This window comes from Streptomyces sp. CA-111067 (assembly GCF_050956065.1).
GTDB lineage: Bacteria > Actinomycetota > Actinomycetes > Streptomycetales > Streptomycetaceae > Actinacidiphila.
The window spans coordinates 380,768-396,929 of record NZ_CP192103.1; the positions used below are offsets into that span (position 1 = coordinate 380,768).

Below are 16,162 nucleotides of genomic sequence, written 5' to 3' on the forward strand. Positions count from 1 at the left end.
GACGCCGACCCGGCGTGGGGTTCGCCGTCGAACGGGCGGGCCCGCACCGGGATATGGCGCGGGGTGGTGACGTGCGAGGGGGCGCTTCGGGCCGCAGGAGGAGGAGGTGGTGCCCGCGTTCAGCCCGCCCGGCGCTGCCTCAGGGCCAGGGCCACGCAGGTGACCGTCGCGCCGATGGCCAGGGCGGCCGGGAGGCGGGACCAGGAGGTGCTGTGGATCGGGGCCGAGGCGATCAGGAAGACCACCGCTGCCGCGGCGGCCGCGGTCAGCGCGGGGGCGGGGCGGCGGGCCGTGCGGGGGGCGGTGGCGCCCATCGTCCAGGTGTCGGTGACCAGGAGGTAGGCCAGCAGCAGGCCGGTGACGCAGGCGGCGGTCCAGGTCGGCGGCTCGGTGGCCGCGGCCACCGCCACGCTGCCCGCGGCCAGCAGCGTGGTGCGGCGCTCGCGGGCGATGACCGACCAGCGGGCCGAGGTGCGCACCGGGCGGGCGTCGGTCATCGGGGCGGCCCACCAGGCGACGGCGGCCAGTGCGACGACGACCAGGATGCCGATCCGCGCGCCGCGCAGCACGGACGCCGGGTCGCAGGAGGCGATGACCAGCGCGGTGCCCAGCACCCGGGCGGTGAGGTGGCTGCGCAGCAGGTCGTCGGTGCGGCTCATCGCGCTGTTGCTCGCTTTCTCGGGTGCCATCAGACCCCGCCCCTGATCCGGCGGCGCAGCAGCGGCGCGAGGGCCAGGTCGAGGGTCTCGCCGGGCTTGTGGTGGATCACCGCGATGCCGCGCTCGGCCAGCGCGAAGCGCATCGCCGCGCGGTCGGCGCGCCACAGCCGCAGGGCGAGCTCGGAGACCGGGTCGCCGGGGTCGATCTGCGGGTCGCCGGCCGGGATCTCGACCACGACCATCGGGTTCGCGCGGCCCCGCACCTGGTGCAGCACGTCCAGGATCCGCTGGTCGGTGAGCGGGGTGAAGACGTAGACCAGCGCGCCCTCCGGCAGCGCGGGCGGCGGCAGCTTGCTCAGGCCGGTGGTGCGGTAGCCGAGGTCCTTGCGGACGTCCAGCACGCTCTCCACGATCCGGTAGAAGTACCGGTCGCCGCTGCCGGGTTGCAGCCAGCGGGTGGTGCCGCCGACCGACACGACGCCGATCCGGTCGTGGGTGCGCAGGTAGGCGCGGACCAGCCCGGCGGCGGCCCTGAACGTCTCGTCGAGCGAGGAGGTGCCGGTGGCCGGGTCGCGGACGTCGCCGAGCACGTCGAGCAGCACGACGGTGTCGGCGGCCCGCTCGGCGGCGAACTGGTAGAGCTGGATGTCGCCGCGCCGGGTGGTGGCCGGCCAGTTGATCCGCCGCTGCCGCTCCCCGCGGACGTACGGGTGCACGCCGGTGACCTCGATGCCCTCGCCGCGCTGTACGGAGGTGTGCTCGCCCAGCCGCTGCGGCAGCCTGACCGGGATCGGGGTGAGCCCGGCGGCGGTCGGCACCGGGAAGACCTCGATCTCGCCGAGGTCCACCCGCACGGTGCGCCGGGCGGTGCCGCCGGTGTCGTACAGGTCCAGGTCCACCGTGCCGAGCGTCCAGCGCCCCCAGCGCTCGGCGGTGAAGCGCAGCCGCAGGTGCGAGGGGCCGGTGCCGAGGTGGTCCAGGTGCACCCCGGGGCCGAGCGTGATGCCGGGGTCGAGCCGGCCGATCTCGCCGTCGTGCCGCAGCGCGACGGTGGCGGTGATCGACTCGTCCTCGAAGCAGCGCCGCGGCTCGACGGTGGTCACCGTCTCCACCTCGCCGGGGCGACGGCCCGGCAGTGCCAGGGCGAGCAGCGCCAGCGGCCCGGCGGCGAGCGCGAGCAGCCAGGCGTGCCCGGTGAGCAGTGCGGCGCCGACCGCGACGGCGGCCACCGTGCCGTAGCGCAGCGCCCGGTCGCCGGCCCGCCAGCCGTCCGGCGGCCGGGGTGGCGGCTCGGCGAGCACGTCAGGGTCGCTGCCCAGCGCGCGCAGGACGGCCGCGTCGGCGTCTCCCTTCATGACGCGGCGACGGCGCGCGGCACGGTCTGCGGGGCGGGCACGGACTGGACGATCTCGCCGATCACGTCGTCCGACTCGATCTGCCGCACCCACAGCTCGGGCTTGAGCGTCACCCGGTGGGCGAGCGCCGGGACGGCGATGGCCTTGACGTCCTCAGGGGTGACGTAGTCGCGCCCGTCGAGTACGGCGCGGGCACGGGACAGCTGGACCAGGGCGAGGCCGCCGCGCGGCGAGGAGCCGACCTGGATGTGCGGGTGGTCGCGGGTGGCGCCGACCAGCGCGACCACGTAGTCGAGCAGGTCGTCCTCGACCTCGACCCGCTCCACCGCGGCGCGCAGCGCGAGCACCTGCGCCGGGTCGGTCAGGGTGCGCAGGACGGCCTCGGGGGCGGCGCGGTCGAGCCGGGCGCGCAGCATCCCGGTCTCCTGCTGCGCCGTCAGATAGCCCATCCGCACCCGCAGCAGGAACCGGTCGAGCTGCGCCTCGGGCAGCGTGTAGGTGCCCTCGTACTCGATCGGGTTCGCGGTGGCGATCACCACGAACGGGTCGGGCAGCGGCCGGGTGCTGCCGTCGATGGAGACCTGCGACTCGGCCATCGCCTCCAGCAGCGCCGCCTGGGTCTTGGGCGGGGTGCGGTTGATCTCGTCGGCGAGCAGCAGGTGGGTGAAGATCGGCCCGGCGCGGAAGACCATCTCGGCGGACCGCTGGTCGTAGAACGGCGCGCCGGTGACGTCGGAGGGCAGCAGGTCGGGGGTGAACTGGATCCGCCGGAAGTCCAGGCCGAGGGTGGTGGCGAAGGACCGGGCGAGCAGCGTCTTGCCCAGGCCCGGCAGGTCCTCGATCAGCACGTGGCCGCCGGCCAGGATGCCGAGCATGACCAGTTCGAGCGGCTCGGACTTGCCGACGACGGCGGTACGGATCTCGGCGAGTACGCCGGCGGCCCGTTCGCCGGCCTGCTGCGGGGTCAGGGCGTCATGGCCGGAGCTGGTCCGGGGGCTGGGGCTGGTCACTGCGGGATCCTCACCTTGCCTGGTCGGTCTGTGCGGGGCCCGGACGGGGCCGGCGGCATGTCACAGCGCCTCCAGCCGGTCGAGCAGCGCCTTGAGTTCCTGGGCGGACGGTGCCGTCCGCGGCGGCCCGCCGGTCGGGTCGATCAGCGGCCACAGGTCGGTGCCGACGAGGTTGCGGGCGCGCAGCGGGCTGCGGTGCAGCAGCACGCCGTGCCGCTCCGCGAGCCGGGCGGCGAACAGCCGCTGCAACTGCGGGCGGAGCACCGCGGCGAACTGCAGCTCGCCCTCCTCGCCGAGCGACTTGTCGACCATCCGGCGCCACTCGCCGAGGGCCGGCGCACGGCTGCCGAGCAGCCGGACCGACCTGCGGTAGCCGCTGTCCTGGGCGCCGCCGCCGCTGACGTAGCGGGCGACGCCGAAACCGGCGGCGGCGAGCACGGCGAGTCCGGTGGCGGCGGCGACCGGGCCGTCGGCGAGGCCGAGCAGCACGTCGGCGGCCACCGCGACCGCGCACAGGATGATCACCGAGTGGCGTACGGAGCCCAGGGGGCCGATCGGCGAGCCGCCGCTCATCGGTGCGCCCCCGCTCCGGACTGCGCCGCCTTCTCGTCGGCGGGGTCGTCCGTACACTGGTCGGCGGCCCGGGCGGCGGCGAGCTGTTCGGCGATGCCGGACAGCGCCTGCGCGGCCCGTTCGCGGTGGGTGTCGTCCATCGGGTGGGTGGAGTAGCGGGCCTCGCGGAACAGCGCGGTCAGCGCGGCGGCGTGACCGCCGGTCAGCAGACCGCTCGCGGTGGTCCGCTCCAGCAGGTCCTGCGGGCTGTCCGAGGCGTGCCGGGCCACCCCGGAGGCGGCGAGCGAGCCCTCCATGGCCGCGTAGCAGGCGATGACCGCGGTCCGGGCGTCGTCGCCGTCGCGCAGCGCCCGCTGCCCGGAGTCCACCGCGTCGGCCAGTACGTCCTGCTCGTCCAGCGTGGCGTAGGTGGCGCCGTAGGGCTTCGGCGGCGGCCGGTGCAGCAGCCGGAACAGGTAGACCGCGGCGGCCACGGCCGCCAGCGCGAGCAGGACCACCGCGATGGTGACCAGGATCCGCGGGAGGCTCAGGTGCAGGCCGTCGTCCGGGTGGGCCGGCCGGTGGTTCGGCAGGGCGGGTCCCGGCGACAGGGAGGGCAGCGGCAGCGGCCGGTGGTGCACGACGACGCCGTTGTCGGGGCTGCCGCCGCCGTTGAAGTGGTGCAGGCTCAGCAGCGCGATGGGGAGCGCGAACGCCATCACCATCAAGGCGACGCTGACCAGGTCGGCGAGCCGCAGTTCGAGGGCCGACCGGTTTCCGCCGGTGCCGAGCCCGGATCGGTACTGGTTCGCGGCGAGGATGCCGCCGAACAGCCAGACGGCGGCGAACAGCAGCACGGGGACGTTGCTGGCGCCGAACGCGCCGTGGCCCTTGGCGAAGACCGATCCTTCGGGGCGCAGCAGCGCCGCGGCCAGGCCGGTGCCGGCCATCGCGAGAACGGCGAGCGCCATCGGCGCGGTGAGCGTCCGCCCGCGGCGCGCGGCCGGCCGGCCGCCACCTCGCGTGCCGTTCGCGCTCCCCGTACCGCCCTGCGGACCGCCAGCCGTACCGGCGGTGGCCCTGTCCCCGTTCACAGCAGTCTCCCCTCCCCTGCGGTCGGCAGCTTCGCACACGAGTCCACAGATGTCAGCACGGCCCCCCCCGGTTGGCGGCCGTGGGCGGCGCCGGACCGGGGCCGGGCCGGCTGCCTCGCGTTGCGGGCCGGGCGCGGCGCGTCAAGCATGGAGCCATGGCCGATGAGGAGCCGTTCGACGTCGTCAGCGAGGGTCTGGCCGAGGTGCACCGGCAGCTGCTGCCGCTGGACGGCGGCGAAGTGGCCGCGTACATCCCGAAGTTGGCGCAGGCCGATCCCGACGACTTCGGGCTGGCGCTGGTGAGCATGGACGGCCACCGCTACCAGGCGGGCAGCTCCGACGTCAGGTTCTCCCTCCAGTCGGTGTCCAAGCCGTTCGTCTACGCGCTGGCGCTGTCCGAACTCGGCCTCGACGAGATCAGCCGCTGGGTGGGCATCGAGCCGAGCGGCGACGCCTTCAACGCGATCAGCCTGGAGCACGGCACCGGGCGGCCGGCCAATCCGATGATCAACGCGGGGGCGATCGCCACCACCAGCCTGGTGCCGGCCGACACCACCGTCGAACGGTTCGAGCGCATCCTGCACACGCTCAGCGCCTTCGCCGGCCGGCAGCTCGATGTGGACGAGGAGGTCTACCGCTCGGAGGCGGCCAGCGGCGACCGCAACCGGGCGCTGGCGTATCTGATGCACGCGGCCGGTTCGCTGCGCACGGACCCGGCGGACGCGGCCGAGGTGTACTTCCGGCAGTGCTCGGTGCGGGTGGACACCGTCGATCTGGCCGTCATGGCGGCCACTCTGGCGGCCGGCGGCGTCAATCCGGTGACCGGCCGCCGGGTGGTGCCCGAGCAGGTGGCGATCCAGGTGATGTCGGTGATGGCGACCTGCGGGATGTACGACGCCGCCGGCGACTGGCTGGTGCGGGTGGGGCTGCCGGCCAAGAGCGGGGTGTCGGGCGGGCTGGCGGCGGCGAGCCCGGCCCGGTTCGGCATCGCCTGCTACAGCCCGCCGCTGGACCGCACCGGCAGCCCGGTGCGCGCGGTGGCCGCGCTGCGCGAGCTGTCGCCGCGGTTCGGGCTGCACCTGATGTACCGGCCGGCGCCCGGCGGCGCCACGGTGACGGCCTGCTCCACGGTGGACAAGGACAGCTTTGGCGGGCACCGCACCGACGAGCAGCGGGCGCTGCTGCACCGGGAGGGCCACCGGATCGCCCTGGTGGCGGCGCAGGGCGAGCTGGACTTCCTGGCCGCCGAACGGCTGGTGCACGCGCTCGGCACGGTGGTGCCGGCCGTGCCCGGCTGGGTGATCGTGGACTTCGCGGAGGTCACGGTCGTCCGCCGGTGGGCGGGCGGCATGGTGGCCGCGGTGCTGCGCAAGATCGCCGCGCTCGGCCACCGGATCGCCCTGGTCGGGCTGCCGGACGACCCGGCCAGGCCGGACGACCCGCTGACCGTGGAGGCGCTGTCCGCCGACGTCGCCCGGCACTCCGGCCGGACCTCCGCGCTGGCCTGGGCGGAGGACGCGCTGCTCGCCGAGCTCACCGGCTCACCGGCCGGCTGAGCCGGGTCGGCGGCCCGGGCCACGAGCTGCGGAGACCGGCGTCCTGGGATATCCATGAGGAGACATATCGACTTATCAGTAAATACTCCGCAGCCCGGGATGACGGCGCAGAGCACCGCTCCCGGAAGCCGGCACCAGCACCGGCACCAGCACCAGCACCAGCACCAGCACCAGCAGGCACCGTACGTACGCAGTCGCAGGAAAGGGCCTCCCATGCAGCCGATCAGCCCCGCCGTCCTCGCCGATCTGCGCAGGCCCCGGCCGTACCCGGCCGTCTCCGTCCTGCTGCCCACGCACCGCAAGCAGCCGCACAGCTCGCAGGACTCGGTACGACTGCGCAACGCGCTGGCCGCCGCCAAGGAGGCCGTGGAGAACGACCCGGAGGTCAGCCGGGCCTACCGGTTCGACGTCATCGGGCAACTGGACGCGGCGCTGGCCGAGGTGGACCTCGCGTACTCGCTGGACGGCCTGGCGATCTTCGCCGCGCCAGGCGAGTACCAGGTGTGGGCGCTGGACCGGACGGTGCCCGAGCGGGTGGTACTCGCCCAGACCTTCCTGACCCGCAACCTGATCGCCGCCCAGGCCGCCGACCAGCCGTACTGGGCGCTGGTCGTCTCCGCCGACCGCGGCAGCCTGTGGAGCGGCGGCCGGGACCGGGTCACCGAGCACACCGGCGGCGGCTTCCCGCTGGTCCGCACGCTGCCGGACTTCGACCCCGAGCGGCAGGAGCGGATCGGCGACCGGTCGAGCACCTTCAACGACGAGGAGGTGCGCACGTTCCTGCGGAAGCTGACCGACGCGGTCGGCGCCGTACTGACCGCGGAGCCGCGCCCGCTGTACGTGGTCGGCGAGGTGGAGGCGTTCGCCGCGCTCGACGACGCCGGGCCGCTGGTCAAGGAGTCGGTCGCCCGGGTGGTGCACGGCGGCCTGGTCGAGGGCCCGGCCGAAGCCCTGCGGCAGGCGCTGCAGCCCGCCACCCGGGCGCAGGCGGAGGCGGAGGTGGCCGAGGTGCTCGGCGACCTCGACCAGGCCCGCAGCCGCAAGACGTTCGGCGCGGGCGTGGACGAGGTGTGGCAGTCGGTCGTCGAGCGGCGGGCCGCGCTGGTCGTCATCGAGGACGACTACCGCACCACCGTCAGGGACGACGGCGAGCACCTGGTCCCGGCCGGCGCCGGCGAGCGCGGCGCCCGCGAGGACATCGTGGACGAGATCGCCGAACAGGCGCTGGAGACCGGCGCCCGGGTGCACTTCGTGCCGGACGGCAAGCTCGCCGACATGGGCCGGATCGCCGCGGTGCTGCGCTACTGAGCGGGCGGCGGGGCAGGGCCTAGTCCTTGGTCACGTCCTTGACCACGAGCGGGATCGGCAGCGCGCCGCCGGTGAGCAGCGCGGCCAGGCTCTCCGCGTCGGCCTGCTTGAAGTCGCCGGCGATCTGCGCCTGGCCGCCGGTGATGGCCGACTGCACCGAGGGCGCGGAGATGATGGTGCCGTCGAGCACCATGGCCAGCTGGTTGCCCGGCGAGACCAGCTGGGCCAGTCGCGCGGTGCTCCTGGCGAACGCGGTACGGCCGGCCGGGGTGAAGTCGAGCATCACCGTCCACTCGTGGGACTGGCTGTCGAGCTGCGCCTTGGCGCTCTTGACCTCGGAGCCGTCGAGCTCGGCCGGGCCCATGAGGTACTTCATGCCCGTCGTGCGGTCGCAGCCCACCGTCGGCTGATCGGCGGCGACCGGCTTGACGGCGGCCGGGGTCCCGGTGCTGCTCGGGGTCGCGCTCGACGGCGCGGCGCACTGCAACGCGTCGTAGCGCTTGCGCAGGTCCGGGGGTGTCGAGCGGCTCGGTGTGAGCACCGGACGGAACAACAGCTCGGCGGTGGCGGCCATCCGGCGCAGCTTGTCGGCGGCGTCACCCGGCGTCTGGGCGGTGATCGTCGAACCGTGCACCGCGATCAGGGCACCCGCCAGGCCGAACGCCTTCGCGCGGGCCCGCAGCCGGTCCGCGGTGCGCTGCATCAGGTCGCTGCCGGGCGCCGCCGTGGCGTCGTAGGTGACCGTCGTATCGCCGCCGCCGGAGGAGGCCGTGGCAGAGGCGGACGTGCTCGCGCGGTCGGCGGCCGGGCCGTCGGAGGAGTCCGCCGAGTCCGAGGAGCAGCCGGCCAGGGCGGGACCGAGGGCGATCAGGGCCGCGAGCAGCGCGGCGGCCGGGCCCGCGCGGTGAGAGGAGCGCATGTGGTCAGTGTGCGGGCCCGGGCGCGGCGGACGTGGGAGTTCCGGGTGAACGGGCGGGTCGCCGCACCCAGATGAGCATCACCACCGAGACGACGGCCGCGAACGCGCACCAGGTGGAGACGAACTCCATCCGCCACACCCCCGCGCAGACCGCGGCCCCCACGGCGGTGAGCACGCCGAGCAGCCGCAGGATCCGGTCGGCGGCGATCAGCAGCGACCCGACGGTGGCCAGCAGGTAGCCGGCGATCAGCAGGGACGAGTGCGGGACGTGGATCGCGTAGCCGACGGTGTGGCCGCGGATGTCGGCTCTCGGTGCGCGGTCGGCGAGGCAGGCGGCGAGGGCGGCCGCCGTCAGCAGGCCGACGGCGGCGGGCACGGCCTGCCGGGCCCGCGCGGAAGGCGGCGCGGCGAGCAGCACGGCGAGCGGCACCCAGGCCGCCAGCACCGGAAGGGCGATCACCGCCCACGCGGTGGTGGCCGCGCTCTTGCCGCCGCCCTGGTGCCAGACCGCCGCCTCGACCAGCTGGTGCGCGCCGAGCAGCAGCGGCAGCGCGGCCAGCGGCAGGTCCCGCACCCGGCGGGTGCGGACCACGCAGGCCGCACCCAGCGCGCAGATGACCGATCCGGCCGCCAGATCGGCGGTGGCGCTCCAGCACATGACGCCGCCTCAGCTAGGAGATTGCCCGACGCGGCCCGTCGGACCCCGCGAGCCACCGTACGTCCGGGCGCACGAAAAACGGCCCCACGCGCCGGAGCGCGTGGGGCCGTGGGGCGGTGCGGGTCAACTGGCGAGCAGGTCACGGGCGTCGGTGGTCCAGGCCCGCGGCCCGGCGAACCCATGCACCCGCCACCGCGCGGCAGCCCGCCGCACCCCACTGGACGCCTGCGCCTCGGCGGCGGCCCTGACGGCCGCGGCCCGGGCAAGCAGCACGGCGGTGACCGCGGCGAGTTCCTCCGCGCTGACACTCCCCCGCTCCACCCGTATGACAGCCGCGGGCTCCACCACGTGGGGCCCATCGTCCGCCACCACCGGCGGCTCCAGAATCCCCGCGGACGCGGCCACAGGAACGAGCACAGGTGCAAGGAGCATGAGGCTTCCCTTCCAAGAAACGAGCAGGACATACACAGCCGAGCGCCCGAGGTACGCGAGGCATCGCCCCGCCAGGGGCGCGGGACTCTCCCCGTTGTGCGGCTGCCGCCGCGTGGGCGCGAACCATCGCCCCGCCAGGGGCGCGGGGAACTGCGCGACCAGCCACAGCGCGCCTGCGGGTCGTCACCGGCCGAAAGGGGCTGTTCCTGCGGGAGCAAGACCACCGGCCGGCGGGGGTGGCCGTTCGAGCGCGGCGGCAGCCGGGAGCCGCTACTGCGGAGGGTTGCCGTGTTTGCGCCGCGGCAACTCCGCGTCCTTCGTCCGCAACATCGCCAACGAGCGAATAAGCACCGCCCGCGTGTCCCGCGGATCGATCACATCGTCCACCAGGCCCCGTTCCGCCGCGTAGTACGGATGCACGAGCTCCCTGCGGTACTCCTCGATCTTCTCCAGCCGCATCGCGTCCGGATCCTCGGCCGCGGCGATCTCGCGGCGGAACACCACGTTCGCCGCCCCCTCCGCGCCCATCACCGCGATCTCGTTGCTCGGCCACGCCAGCGTGATGTCGCTGCCGATGGACTGGCTGTCCATCACGATGTACGCGCCGCCGTACGCCTTCCGCAGCACCACCGAGATCCGCGGCACGGTCGCGGTGCAATACGCGTAGAGCAGCTTCGCGCCGCGCCTGATGATGCCCTCGTGCTCCTGGTCCACGCCGGGCAGGAAGCCCGGCACGTCCACCAGGGTGACGATCGGGATGTTGAACGCGTCGCAGAAGGTGACGAAGCGCGCGCCCTTCTCGGACGCCTTGATGTCGAGCACCCCGGCCATCACCGACGGCTGGTTGGCCACGATGCCGACGGTCTGGCCGTCGAGCCTGGCCAGCGCGCAGACGATGTTGGGCGCCCAGGCCGCGTGCACCTCCATGTAGTCGCCGTCGTCGACGACCTCCTCGATGACGTCCCGGATGTCGTACGCGCGGTTGCCGTCGGCCGGCACGATCTCCAGCAGCGTGTCGCCGGGGCGGTCCGCCGGGTCCTGGCCGGTCTCGCTGCCGGGTGGCAGTTCGCGGTTGTTGGACGGCAGCATCGACAGCAGGTAGCGCACCTCGGCCAGGCAGCTGCGGACGTCGTCGTACGCGAAGTGCGCCACACCGGAGATGGACGCGTGCACGTCGGCCCCGCCCAGGCCGTCCTGGGTGACCTCCTCGCCGGTGACGGCCTGTACGACGTCGGGCCCGGTGATGAACATCTGCGAGATGCCCCGGACGGCGAAGATGAAGTCGGTGAGGGCCGGCGAGTAGGCGGCGCCGCCCGCGCAGGGCCCGAGCATCACGGAGATCTGCGGGATCACCCCCGAGGCCCGGGAGTTGCGCTGGAAGATCCCGCCGTAGCCGGCCAGCGCCGAGACGCCCTCCTGGATCCGGGCGCCGGCCCCGTCGTTCAGCGACACCAGCGGCGCGCCGGCCGCGATGGCCATGTCCATGATCTTGTGGATCTTCTCCGCGTGCGCCTCACCGAGCGCGCCGCCGAACATCCGGAAGTCATGGGCGTAGACGAAGACCGTCCTGCCCTCCACGGTGCCCCAGCCGGTGACGACCCCGTCGGTGTGCGGGCGCTTGGCCTCCAGGCCGAAGCCGCTGGCCCGGTGCCTGCGCAGCGCCTCGACCTCGGTGAAGCTGCCCTTGTCGAGCAGCAGGTCGAGCCGTTCCCTCGCGGTCAGTTTGCCCTTGGCGTGCTGGCGGTCGGTGGCGCCCGGGTCGGGGCCCTGCCGGGCCAGTTCCTTGAGGTCGCTCAGCTCCTGGAGCCGGTCGGGCACCTCGTCGGGAGACTTTGCGGTCGGCATGTCGCTCCACTCCCCCATGCTGGGATTGATGGCGGTCACTCCTGGGTCAGGACGGCGGTCCGCGGCACGCGGTACGTGCGCGCGGCCGAGCCGGCGATCAGCTCCACGGCGTCCTCGGCGTGCAGGCAGTCGGCGGTGAGGGTGCGGACGACGGTGCGGTGGTGGTGCGCGGAGCGGACCGCCGCGGCGACCGCGTGGCCCGGCGGCGCCGGCAGGTCGGTGACCGACCAGCCGGCCGGACCGGCGCCCGCGCCCTGCCGCCCGCCGAGGTAGTCGGCGGCCAGATCGCGCCGCAGACCGGTGCCGAGGCCCTTGAGGTAGGCCTCCTTGCGGGTCCACAGCCGGGCGAAGGCGGCCGGGCGCCGGCGGGCCGGCACCGCGGCGAGCTCCGCCCGTTCGGCCGGATGCAGGTCGGGCAGGCACAGCCGGACGGTGCCGGCGGACGGCACCCGCTGCACGTCCACCCCGACCGGGTCGGCCGCGAGCGCGACGGCGGCCACCTGGTGGCTGTACGACAGCGAGAACATCAGCCCTGCCCCGGCCGCGGGCGGCCCGAGCAGCACCGGGCGGCCGTGCGGCCCGCCGCAGCACGGGCAGCGCTCCCGGCCGAGCACCAGGTCCCGCGGCGGCACGCCGGTGTACGCGGCGAGCACCCTGCGCAGGGCGACATGGGCCGACAGGTAGCGCACCCGGTCGCCGGTCCGCAGCAGCCCGGCGGCCCGCTCCCGTTCGTCCTCGTCCAGTTCGCCGACCGGCAGCGCGGCCGGGTCGGTGTGCGACCACGGCCGGGAGAGCAGCCAGATGTGCGGCTCCCCCGGCGCTACGGCGAGCGGTGGTGCGGTGGCGGCCCCCGTACGCTGCACCGCGGTGCTCACCGTAAGGGCCGGCCGATGCCGGTCAGCTGCGCCGCCCCCGCCGTGGCGCCGGGCTCGGTGACGCCGACCGGCCCGGTCTCGAGGACCGGAAGTGCCGCTGGTGCCACCGGTGCCACCGGTGCCACCGGTGCCGTGAACGGCTCGCCGATCAGCGAGGCCAGCAGCGCGGACACCTCGGTGACCGAGTCGTCCCGCAGCAGGTCGGCGGCCGGCACCTCGACGCCGAGCGCGGTCACCAGCCGGCGGCGCAGCGCCAGCGCGGTGATCGAGTCGACGCCCTGGCTGCGCAGCGACCGGTCGGTGGCGATCCGGTGGGCCGGCGGTACGTGCAGATACGGTTCGAGCTGCCGGCAGATGTACCGCTCGATGATCCGGGTCCGCACGTCCAGGCCCGCGGCACGCAGTACCTGGGGGTCGGGCAGCCCTCGCAGGTGCAGAGGGACCGTCTGTTCCATCACGGCGTACCGCCTTCCATCGTTGATGAACGCCGGTTGTGGGACGTGCGGTTGCCGCCCGCCCCGGGACCTGCGCGGACGCGCCGGGCGCTACTCGGACGTCTCGGGGGCGCCGAACCAGCGCCGGAGCGCAGCGGGCAGCCCGCCGGGGTCGGCCGAGGTCCAGACGACATGGCCGTCGGGACGCAGCAGCAGGGCGGTGGCGCCGGCCAGTTCGGCGGCGCCGAGGCTGTCGGGATCGGCCACGGTCGCGGCCACCGGCAGCACCCGGCTCTTCCACGGCGCGGCGAGCGCCCGCAGCTCCGGGTCGTCGGCGAGGTCGAGCAGCACGCCCTGCGCCGCGTGCAGGAGTTCGGTGGCGCTGGTGGCCCGGCCGGCCACGGTCAGCGCCAGCGGCGGCATCCGCCGGCCGACCAGCTCGTGGCCGCCGTCCTCGCCGAGGTCGTAGCGGATGTCCAGGCCGCTGACGGTGCCCGCCAGGTGCCGCTTGACCTCGTCGTGGCCGATCAGCTCGCTGAACATGCCGCGGATCGGGTCCATTTCGGGACCGCCGACGTAGACCATGCCCTGGGTGGCGGTGTTCATCAGCAGCCGTGCGCCGACCGGGTGCCGTTCGCCGTGGTAGGTGTCGAGCAGCCCGGGCGGTGCCCAGCCGGTGACCACGGCGGCCAGCTTCCAGCCGAGGTTGGCCGCGTCCTGGACGCCGGTGCTCAGGCCCTGGCCGCCGGCCGGCAGGTGGATGTGCGCGGCGTCGCCCGACAGCAGCACCCGGCCGCGCCGGTACTGCGTCACCTGCCGGGTGGCGTCGGTGAACGAGCCGACCCAGTCGGCGGTGCCGCCGCTGATGTCCTCGCCGGTGATCCGCTGCCAGGCGCCGGCCACCTCGTGGAAGCTGGGCGCGTCGGTGCGGTCCCGGTCCGGCGCCGGGGTGCCGTTCTCGACGACGATGATCCGGTCCACGCCCTCGCGCAGCGGCGCGGCCATGATCATGCCGCCGGGCAGCCGCTCGCCGAGGAAGCGCGGCCGCAGCCCGCAGCCGACCACGTCGGCCAGGTACATCCCGCGGGTGGCGTCGGTGCCGGGGAAGTCGAAGCCGGCCGCCTTGCGCACCGCGCTGTGGCCGCCGTCGCAGCCCACCAGGTAGGACGCGCGCAGGTGCCGGACCCCGTCGGCGGTGCCCGCGGTGACCGTCACCGCGTCCTGGCCGTCGTCGACCTCCAGGAACTCCCAGCCGCGCCGGATCTCGGCGCCCAGGCCCACCGCCCACTGCTCCAGCACTGACTCGGTCAGCGACTGCGGGATGCCGCGGGCGCCGAAGTGGGCGCCTTCGAGCACGGTGAAGTCGAACTGGATGCCGCCGAAGTGGCCGAGCGGGCTGACCTCCAGGGTGCCGTCGGTGCCGCCGAAGGCGGGCAGCAGCCCGCGCTGGTCGAAGACCTCCATGGCCCTGGCGGTGAACCCGAGGCCGCGGGACTGGCCTGTGGGGGCGTCGAGGCGTTCGACGACGAGCACCTTCGCGCCGCCCAGGCGCAGTTCGCCGGCCAGCATCAGGCCGGTCGGACCGGCGCCGACGATGATCACATCGGCGTCCAGGGCCGGGGTCCCGCCCGCGCCCGACACCGCGTCAGTCTGTGTGTCCACGTGCTGTCCTCCTGTCTGCGTCCCGCCCCGGCCGCGCGGCCGGGGCGGTGGTCCGGGTGCGGAGCGGTCGGGTCAGGCGCCGAAGAGCTGGGCGATGTTGGCCGGCGCGGCGTCGGTGCCGGCCCAGGCCACCGCGGCCTGGATGATCGCCGGGGTGGCCTCGAAGCACTTGTTGTCCGGGTCGCCGAGGGCGAACGGGGCGGGCAGGAAGGCGGAGTTCTGCAGCCGCTCGAAGAGCTGGGCGGCGGCCTGCTTGCTGTCCAGCGTCCCGGCCTCGACCTGCTGGCAGATGCCGCGGGTGAAGGCCAGCAGCTCCGAGACGTCCTTGCCGACCGCGGCCGGCAGCCCGGGCACGTCCCGCTTCTCCAGGTCGCGCAGCACCTGGTCGTCGCGGGTGGCCATGAAGGCGCGGTACGCCTTGTCGATGGTGACGGTGGGCAGGATGCTGGTGGACTCCCAGACCCGGACGACCGCGTTCCACAGGTCGTAGTCCCGGAAGGACACGAAGGACGTGTAGACCAGGTCGTCGTGGATGTCGAACAGGCCCTGCTGGAGGCGGTCCACGTAGGCGAACCGCTCGGTGGACCAGTCGCCGTCCCTGGACGCCTCGATCAGCCGCCAGCCGAGCGCGTTGACGACCTCCAGGGTGTTGGTCAGGCCGCGGGAGAACAGCGCGTCGATGAAGCCGGCGGCGTGCGCGGTCAGGCAGTAGCGGTCCCCGACTGTCGCCTTGGCCGAATACTGCAGCCGGCCGGTGCGCACCCAGGGGCGGACGGGGGTGGCGTTCTCGAACTGCTCGGCCATGTCGGGGAAGCGCTCCAGGAACCGGGCGAACTCCTCCTGCGGGGTGTCGCCGGGCTGCGGCGGGAAGACCCGCGGGTCCAGCGTCAGGCCGACGCTGCACAGGGTGCTGAGCGCGCCCTCGTGGTTGTCGAACGGGATCGCCCACAGCCAGCCGCCGTCGAAGACGTGGTGCAGGGTGCCGTTGTGCCAGGGGCTGGGCTGCTTGTGGCCGCGCGCCGACCTGGCGTCGTCGTAGGGGGTGACGCCGACCATGTGGGTGAACATGGTGCGCGAGTGCGTCCTGGCCCGGGTCGGGGTCTCGCGCAGCCCGAAGGTGTCGGCGACCGGCGAACGGTAGCCGCTGCCGTCGACCAGGTAGCTGGCGTGGAACTCCTCGCCCTTGTCCGAGCGCAGCAGCACCCCTTGCTCGGGGTCCACCGCGATCTCCTCGATCCGGGTGGCCAGCTGCGGCACCGCGCCGTAGCGGACGGCCAGGTTGAACAGGTACGCGTCGATGTCCTGCCGGAACAGGTGGGTCTCGGTGCGCTGCCACTCGGGCACCACGAGCTGGTTGATCTGCTCGGGGTCCTGCGGCCTGCCCTCCTTGTGGTAGACGAAGCCGAAGTTCTGCTTGCGCCCGCTCATCGGAGAGACCTTCTCCTGGATCCCCTTGAAGCTGGCCAGCGGCTCCAGTTCGGGCACCTGGTAGCGCTCGGCGATGATCCGGGTCATCGAGGAGGTGTACGGGATGGTGGACTCGCCCACCGCGAACCTGGGGTGCGTGCCGGCGTCGATCAGCAGCACCTTCACCCCGTTGCGGGCCAGCACCGCGCCCAGCATGCCGCCGGCCATCCCCGCGCCGAGGATCGCGACGTCGAACTTCTCACCGGACTCTTCCTGTTGGGTGACTGTGTTCATGCTGCTGGTCCCTCCCGGGTCGGTAGGTGTCGCGGTAGCGGTAGGTGTCGGGCACGCGGAAACGTCCCCGGCTCCCGGTGCGGGAGGGGGACGTCAGGTGTG

The 16,162-nt window shown here is 74.3% G+C and carries 15 protein-coding genes; 2 read left to right on the forward strand and 13 right to left on the reverse strand.

The window, feature by feature from the left end; genetic code table 11:
• Window positions 1–119: 119 nt before the first annotated feature.
• Genes ACQPW6_RS01590 through ACQPW6_RS01610 form a run of 5 tightly spaced genes read right to left on the reverse strand, consistent with a single transcriptional unit; the run spans window position 120 to window position 4,670 of the window.
• Window positions 120–689: a hypothetical protein gene (locus tag ACQPW6_RS01590; protein ID WP_433887678.1), complete on the reverse strand. Its 570-nt coding sequence runs from the start codon at window positions 687–689 to the stop codon at window positions 120–122.
• Window positions 689–2,014: a DUF58 domain-containing protein gene (locus ACQPW6_RS01595; RefSeq protein WP_433887679.1), complete on the reverse strand. Its 1,326-nt coding sequence runs from the start codon at window positions 2,012–2,014 to the stop codon at window positions 689–691. The genes ACQPW6_RS01590 and ACQPW6_RS01595 overlap by 1 nt, the downstream gene beginning before the upstream one ends.
• Window positions 2,011–3,024, reverse strand: coding sequence for an AAA family ATPase (locus ACQPW6_RS01600; RefSeq protein ID WP_433887680.1), 1,014 nt, complete (start codon window positions 3,022–3,024; stop codon window positions 2,011–2,013). Before ACQPW6_RS01600 ends, ACQPW6_RS01595 begins: the two co-directional genes overlap by 4 nt.
• Window positions 3,025–3,084: 60 nt before the next feature.
• On the reverse strand, window positions 3,085–3,597 hold the full coding sequence (locus tag ACQPW6_RS01605) for a hypothetical protein (RefSeq protein ID WP_433887681.1): 513 nt from the start codon (window positions 3,595–3,597) through the stop codon (window positions 3,085–3,087).
• Entirely contained in the window at window positions 3,594–4,670 is a 1,077-nt protein-coding gene (locus tag ACQPW6_RS01610) for a DUF4129 domain-containing protein (protein WP_433887682.1), read from the reverse strand. The genes ACQPW6_RS01605 and ACQPW6_RS01610 overlap by 4 nt, the downstream gene beginning before the upstream one ends.
• A gap of 155 nt (window positions 4,671–4,825) precedes the next feature.
• Between ACQPW6_RS01610 and glsA the strand changes: the two genes are divergently transcribed.
• Together glsA and ACQPW6_RS01620 are read left to right on the forward strand one after the other, a co-directional pair.
• Window positions 4,826–6,226: a glutaminase A gene (gene glsA, locus ACQPW6_RS01615; RefSeq protein ID WP_433887683.1), complete on the forward strand. Its 1,401-nt coding sequence runs from the start codon at window positions 4,826–4,828 to the stop codon at window positions 6,224–6,226.
• 213 nt (window positions 6,227–6,439) lie between these two features.
• Complete coding sequence (locus ACQPW6_RS01620; RefSeq protein WP_433887684.1) at window positions 6,440–7,534, forward strand: chemotaxis protein; 1,095 nt, start codon at window positions 6,440–6,442, stop codon at window positions 7,532–7,534.
• Between the two features lie 19 nt (window positions 7,535–7,553).
• Here the strand turns inward: ACQPW6_RS01620 and ACQPW6_RS01625 are convergent, their stop codons facing one another.
• From ACQPW6_RS01625 to ACQPW6_RS01660, 8 genes are all read right to left on the reverse strand, one after another.
• Entirely contained in the window at window positions 7,554–8,453 is a 900-nt protein-coding gene (locus ACQPW6_RS01625) for a SecDF P1 head subdomain-containing protein (protein WP_433887685.1), read from the reverse strand.
• A 4-nt stretch (window positions 8,454–8,457) separates the two neighbouring features.
• Window positions 8,458–9,111 carry a DUF6629 family protein gene (locus tag ACQPW6_RS01630; RefSeq protein ID WP_433887686.1) on the reverse strand — a complete coding sequence of 218 codons (654 nt, stop codon included), beginning with the start codon at window positions 9,109–9,111 and terminating at the stop codon, window positions 8,458–8,460.
• Between the two features lie 123 nt (window positions 9,112–9,234).
• Entirely contained in the window at window positions 9,235–9,543 is a 309-nt protein-coding gene (locus ACQPW6_RS01635) for an acyl-CoA carboxylase epsilon subunit (protein WP_433887687.1), read from the reverse strand.
• 270 nt (window positions 9,544–9,813) lie between these two features.
• Window positions 9,814–11,388 (reverse strand): acyl-CoA carboxylase subunit beta, encoded by a 1,575-nt coding sequence (locus ACQPW6_RS01640; protein ID WP_433887688.1) that lies wholly within the window; start codon window positions 11,386–11,388, stop codon window positions 9,814–9,816.
• A gap of 35 nt (window positions 11,389–11,423) precedes the next feature.
• The gene (locus tag ACQPW6_RS01645; protein WP_433887689.1) at window positions 11,424–12,251 is read right to left on the reverse strand and encodes a 4'-phosphopantetheinyl transferase family protein; all 828 of its coding nucleotides are present in this window, start codon (window positions 12,249–12,251) and stop codon (window positions 11,424–11,426) included.
• A gap of 8 nt (window positions 12,252–12,259) precedes the next feature.
• A complete protein-coding gene (locus tag ACQPW6_RS01650; protein ID WP_433887690.1) occupies window positions 12,260–12,718 on the reverse strand; it encodes an acyl carrier protein in 459 nt (152 codons plus the stop codon).
• Between the two features lie 90 nt (window positions 12,719–12,808).
• Complete coding sequence (locus ACQPW6_RS01655) at window positions 12,809–14,266, reverse strand: FAD-dependent monooxygenase (RefSeq protein ID WP_433894390.1); 1,458 nt, start codon at window positions 14,264–14,266, stop codon at window positions 12,809–12,811.
• A 165-nt stretch (window positions 14,267–14,431) separates the two neighbouring features.
• Window positions 14,432–16,060: an NAD(P)/FAD-dependent oxidoreductase gene (locus ACQPW6_RS01660; protein ID WP_433887691.1), complete on the reverse strand. Its 1,629-nt coding sequence runs from the start codon at window positions 16,058–16,060 to the stop codon at window positions 14,432–14,434.
• Between the last annotated feature and the right edge of the window lie 102 nt (window positions 16,061–16,162).

Excerpts from the sequence above, each read along its gene's own strand:
- ACQPW6_RS01590 (WP_433887678.1), bottom strand. The coding sequence starts at position 689 with ATGGCACCCGAGAAAGCGAGCAACAGCGCGATGAGCCGCACCGACGAC.
- ACQPW6_RS01595 (WP_433887679.1), bottom strand. The coding sequence starts at position 2,014 with ATGAAGGGAGACGCCGACGCGGCCGTCCTGCGCGCGCTGGGCAGCGAC.
- ACQPW6_RS01605 (WP_433887681.1), bottom strand. The coding sequence starts at position 3,597 with ATGAGCGGCGGCTCGCCGATCGGCCCCCTGGGCTCCGTACGCCACTCG.
- glsA (WP_433887683.1), top strand. The coding sequence starts at position 4,826 with ATGGCCGATGAGGAGCCGTTCGACGTCGTCAGCGAGGGTCTGGCCGAG.
- ACQPW6_RS01620 (WP_433887684.1), top strand. The coding sequence starts at position 6,440 with ATGCAGCCGATCAGCCCCGCCGTCCTCGCCGATCTGCGCAGGCCCCGG.
- ACQPW6_RS01625 (WP_433887685.1), bottom strand. The coding sequence starts at position 8,453 with ATGCGCTCCTCTCACCGCGCGGGCCCGGCCGCCGCGCTGCTCGCGGCC.
- ACQPW6_RS01630 (WP_433887686.1), bottom strand. The coding sequence starts at position 9,111 with ATGTGCTGGAGCGCCACCGCCGATCTGGCGGCCGGATCGGTCATCTGC.
- ACQPW6_RS01635 (WP_433887687.1), bottom strand. The coding sequence starts at position 9,543 with ATGCTCCTTGCACCTGTGCTCGTTCCTGTGGCCGCGTCCGCGGGGATT.
- ACQPW6_RS01640 (WP_433887688.1), bottom strand. The coding sequence starts at position 11,388 with ATGCCGACCGCAAAGTCTCCCGACGAGGTGCCCGACCGGCTCCAGGAG.
- ACQPW6_RS01650 (WP_433887690.1), bottom strand. The coding sequence starts at position 12,718 with ATGGAACAGACGGTCCCTCTGCACCTGCGAGGGCTGCCCGACCCCCAG.
- ACQPW6_RS01655 (WP_433894390.1), bottom strand. The coding sequence starts at position 14,266 with ATGCTGGCCGGCGAACTGCGCCTGGGCGGCGCGAAGGTGCTCGTCGTC.
- ACQPW6_RS01660 (WP_433887691.1), bottom strand. The coding sequence starts at position 16,060 with ATGAACACAGTCACCCAACAGGAAGAGTCCGGTGAGAAGTTCGACGTC.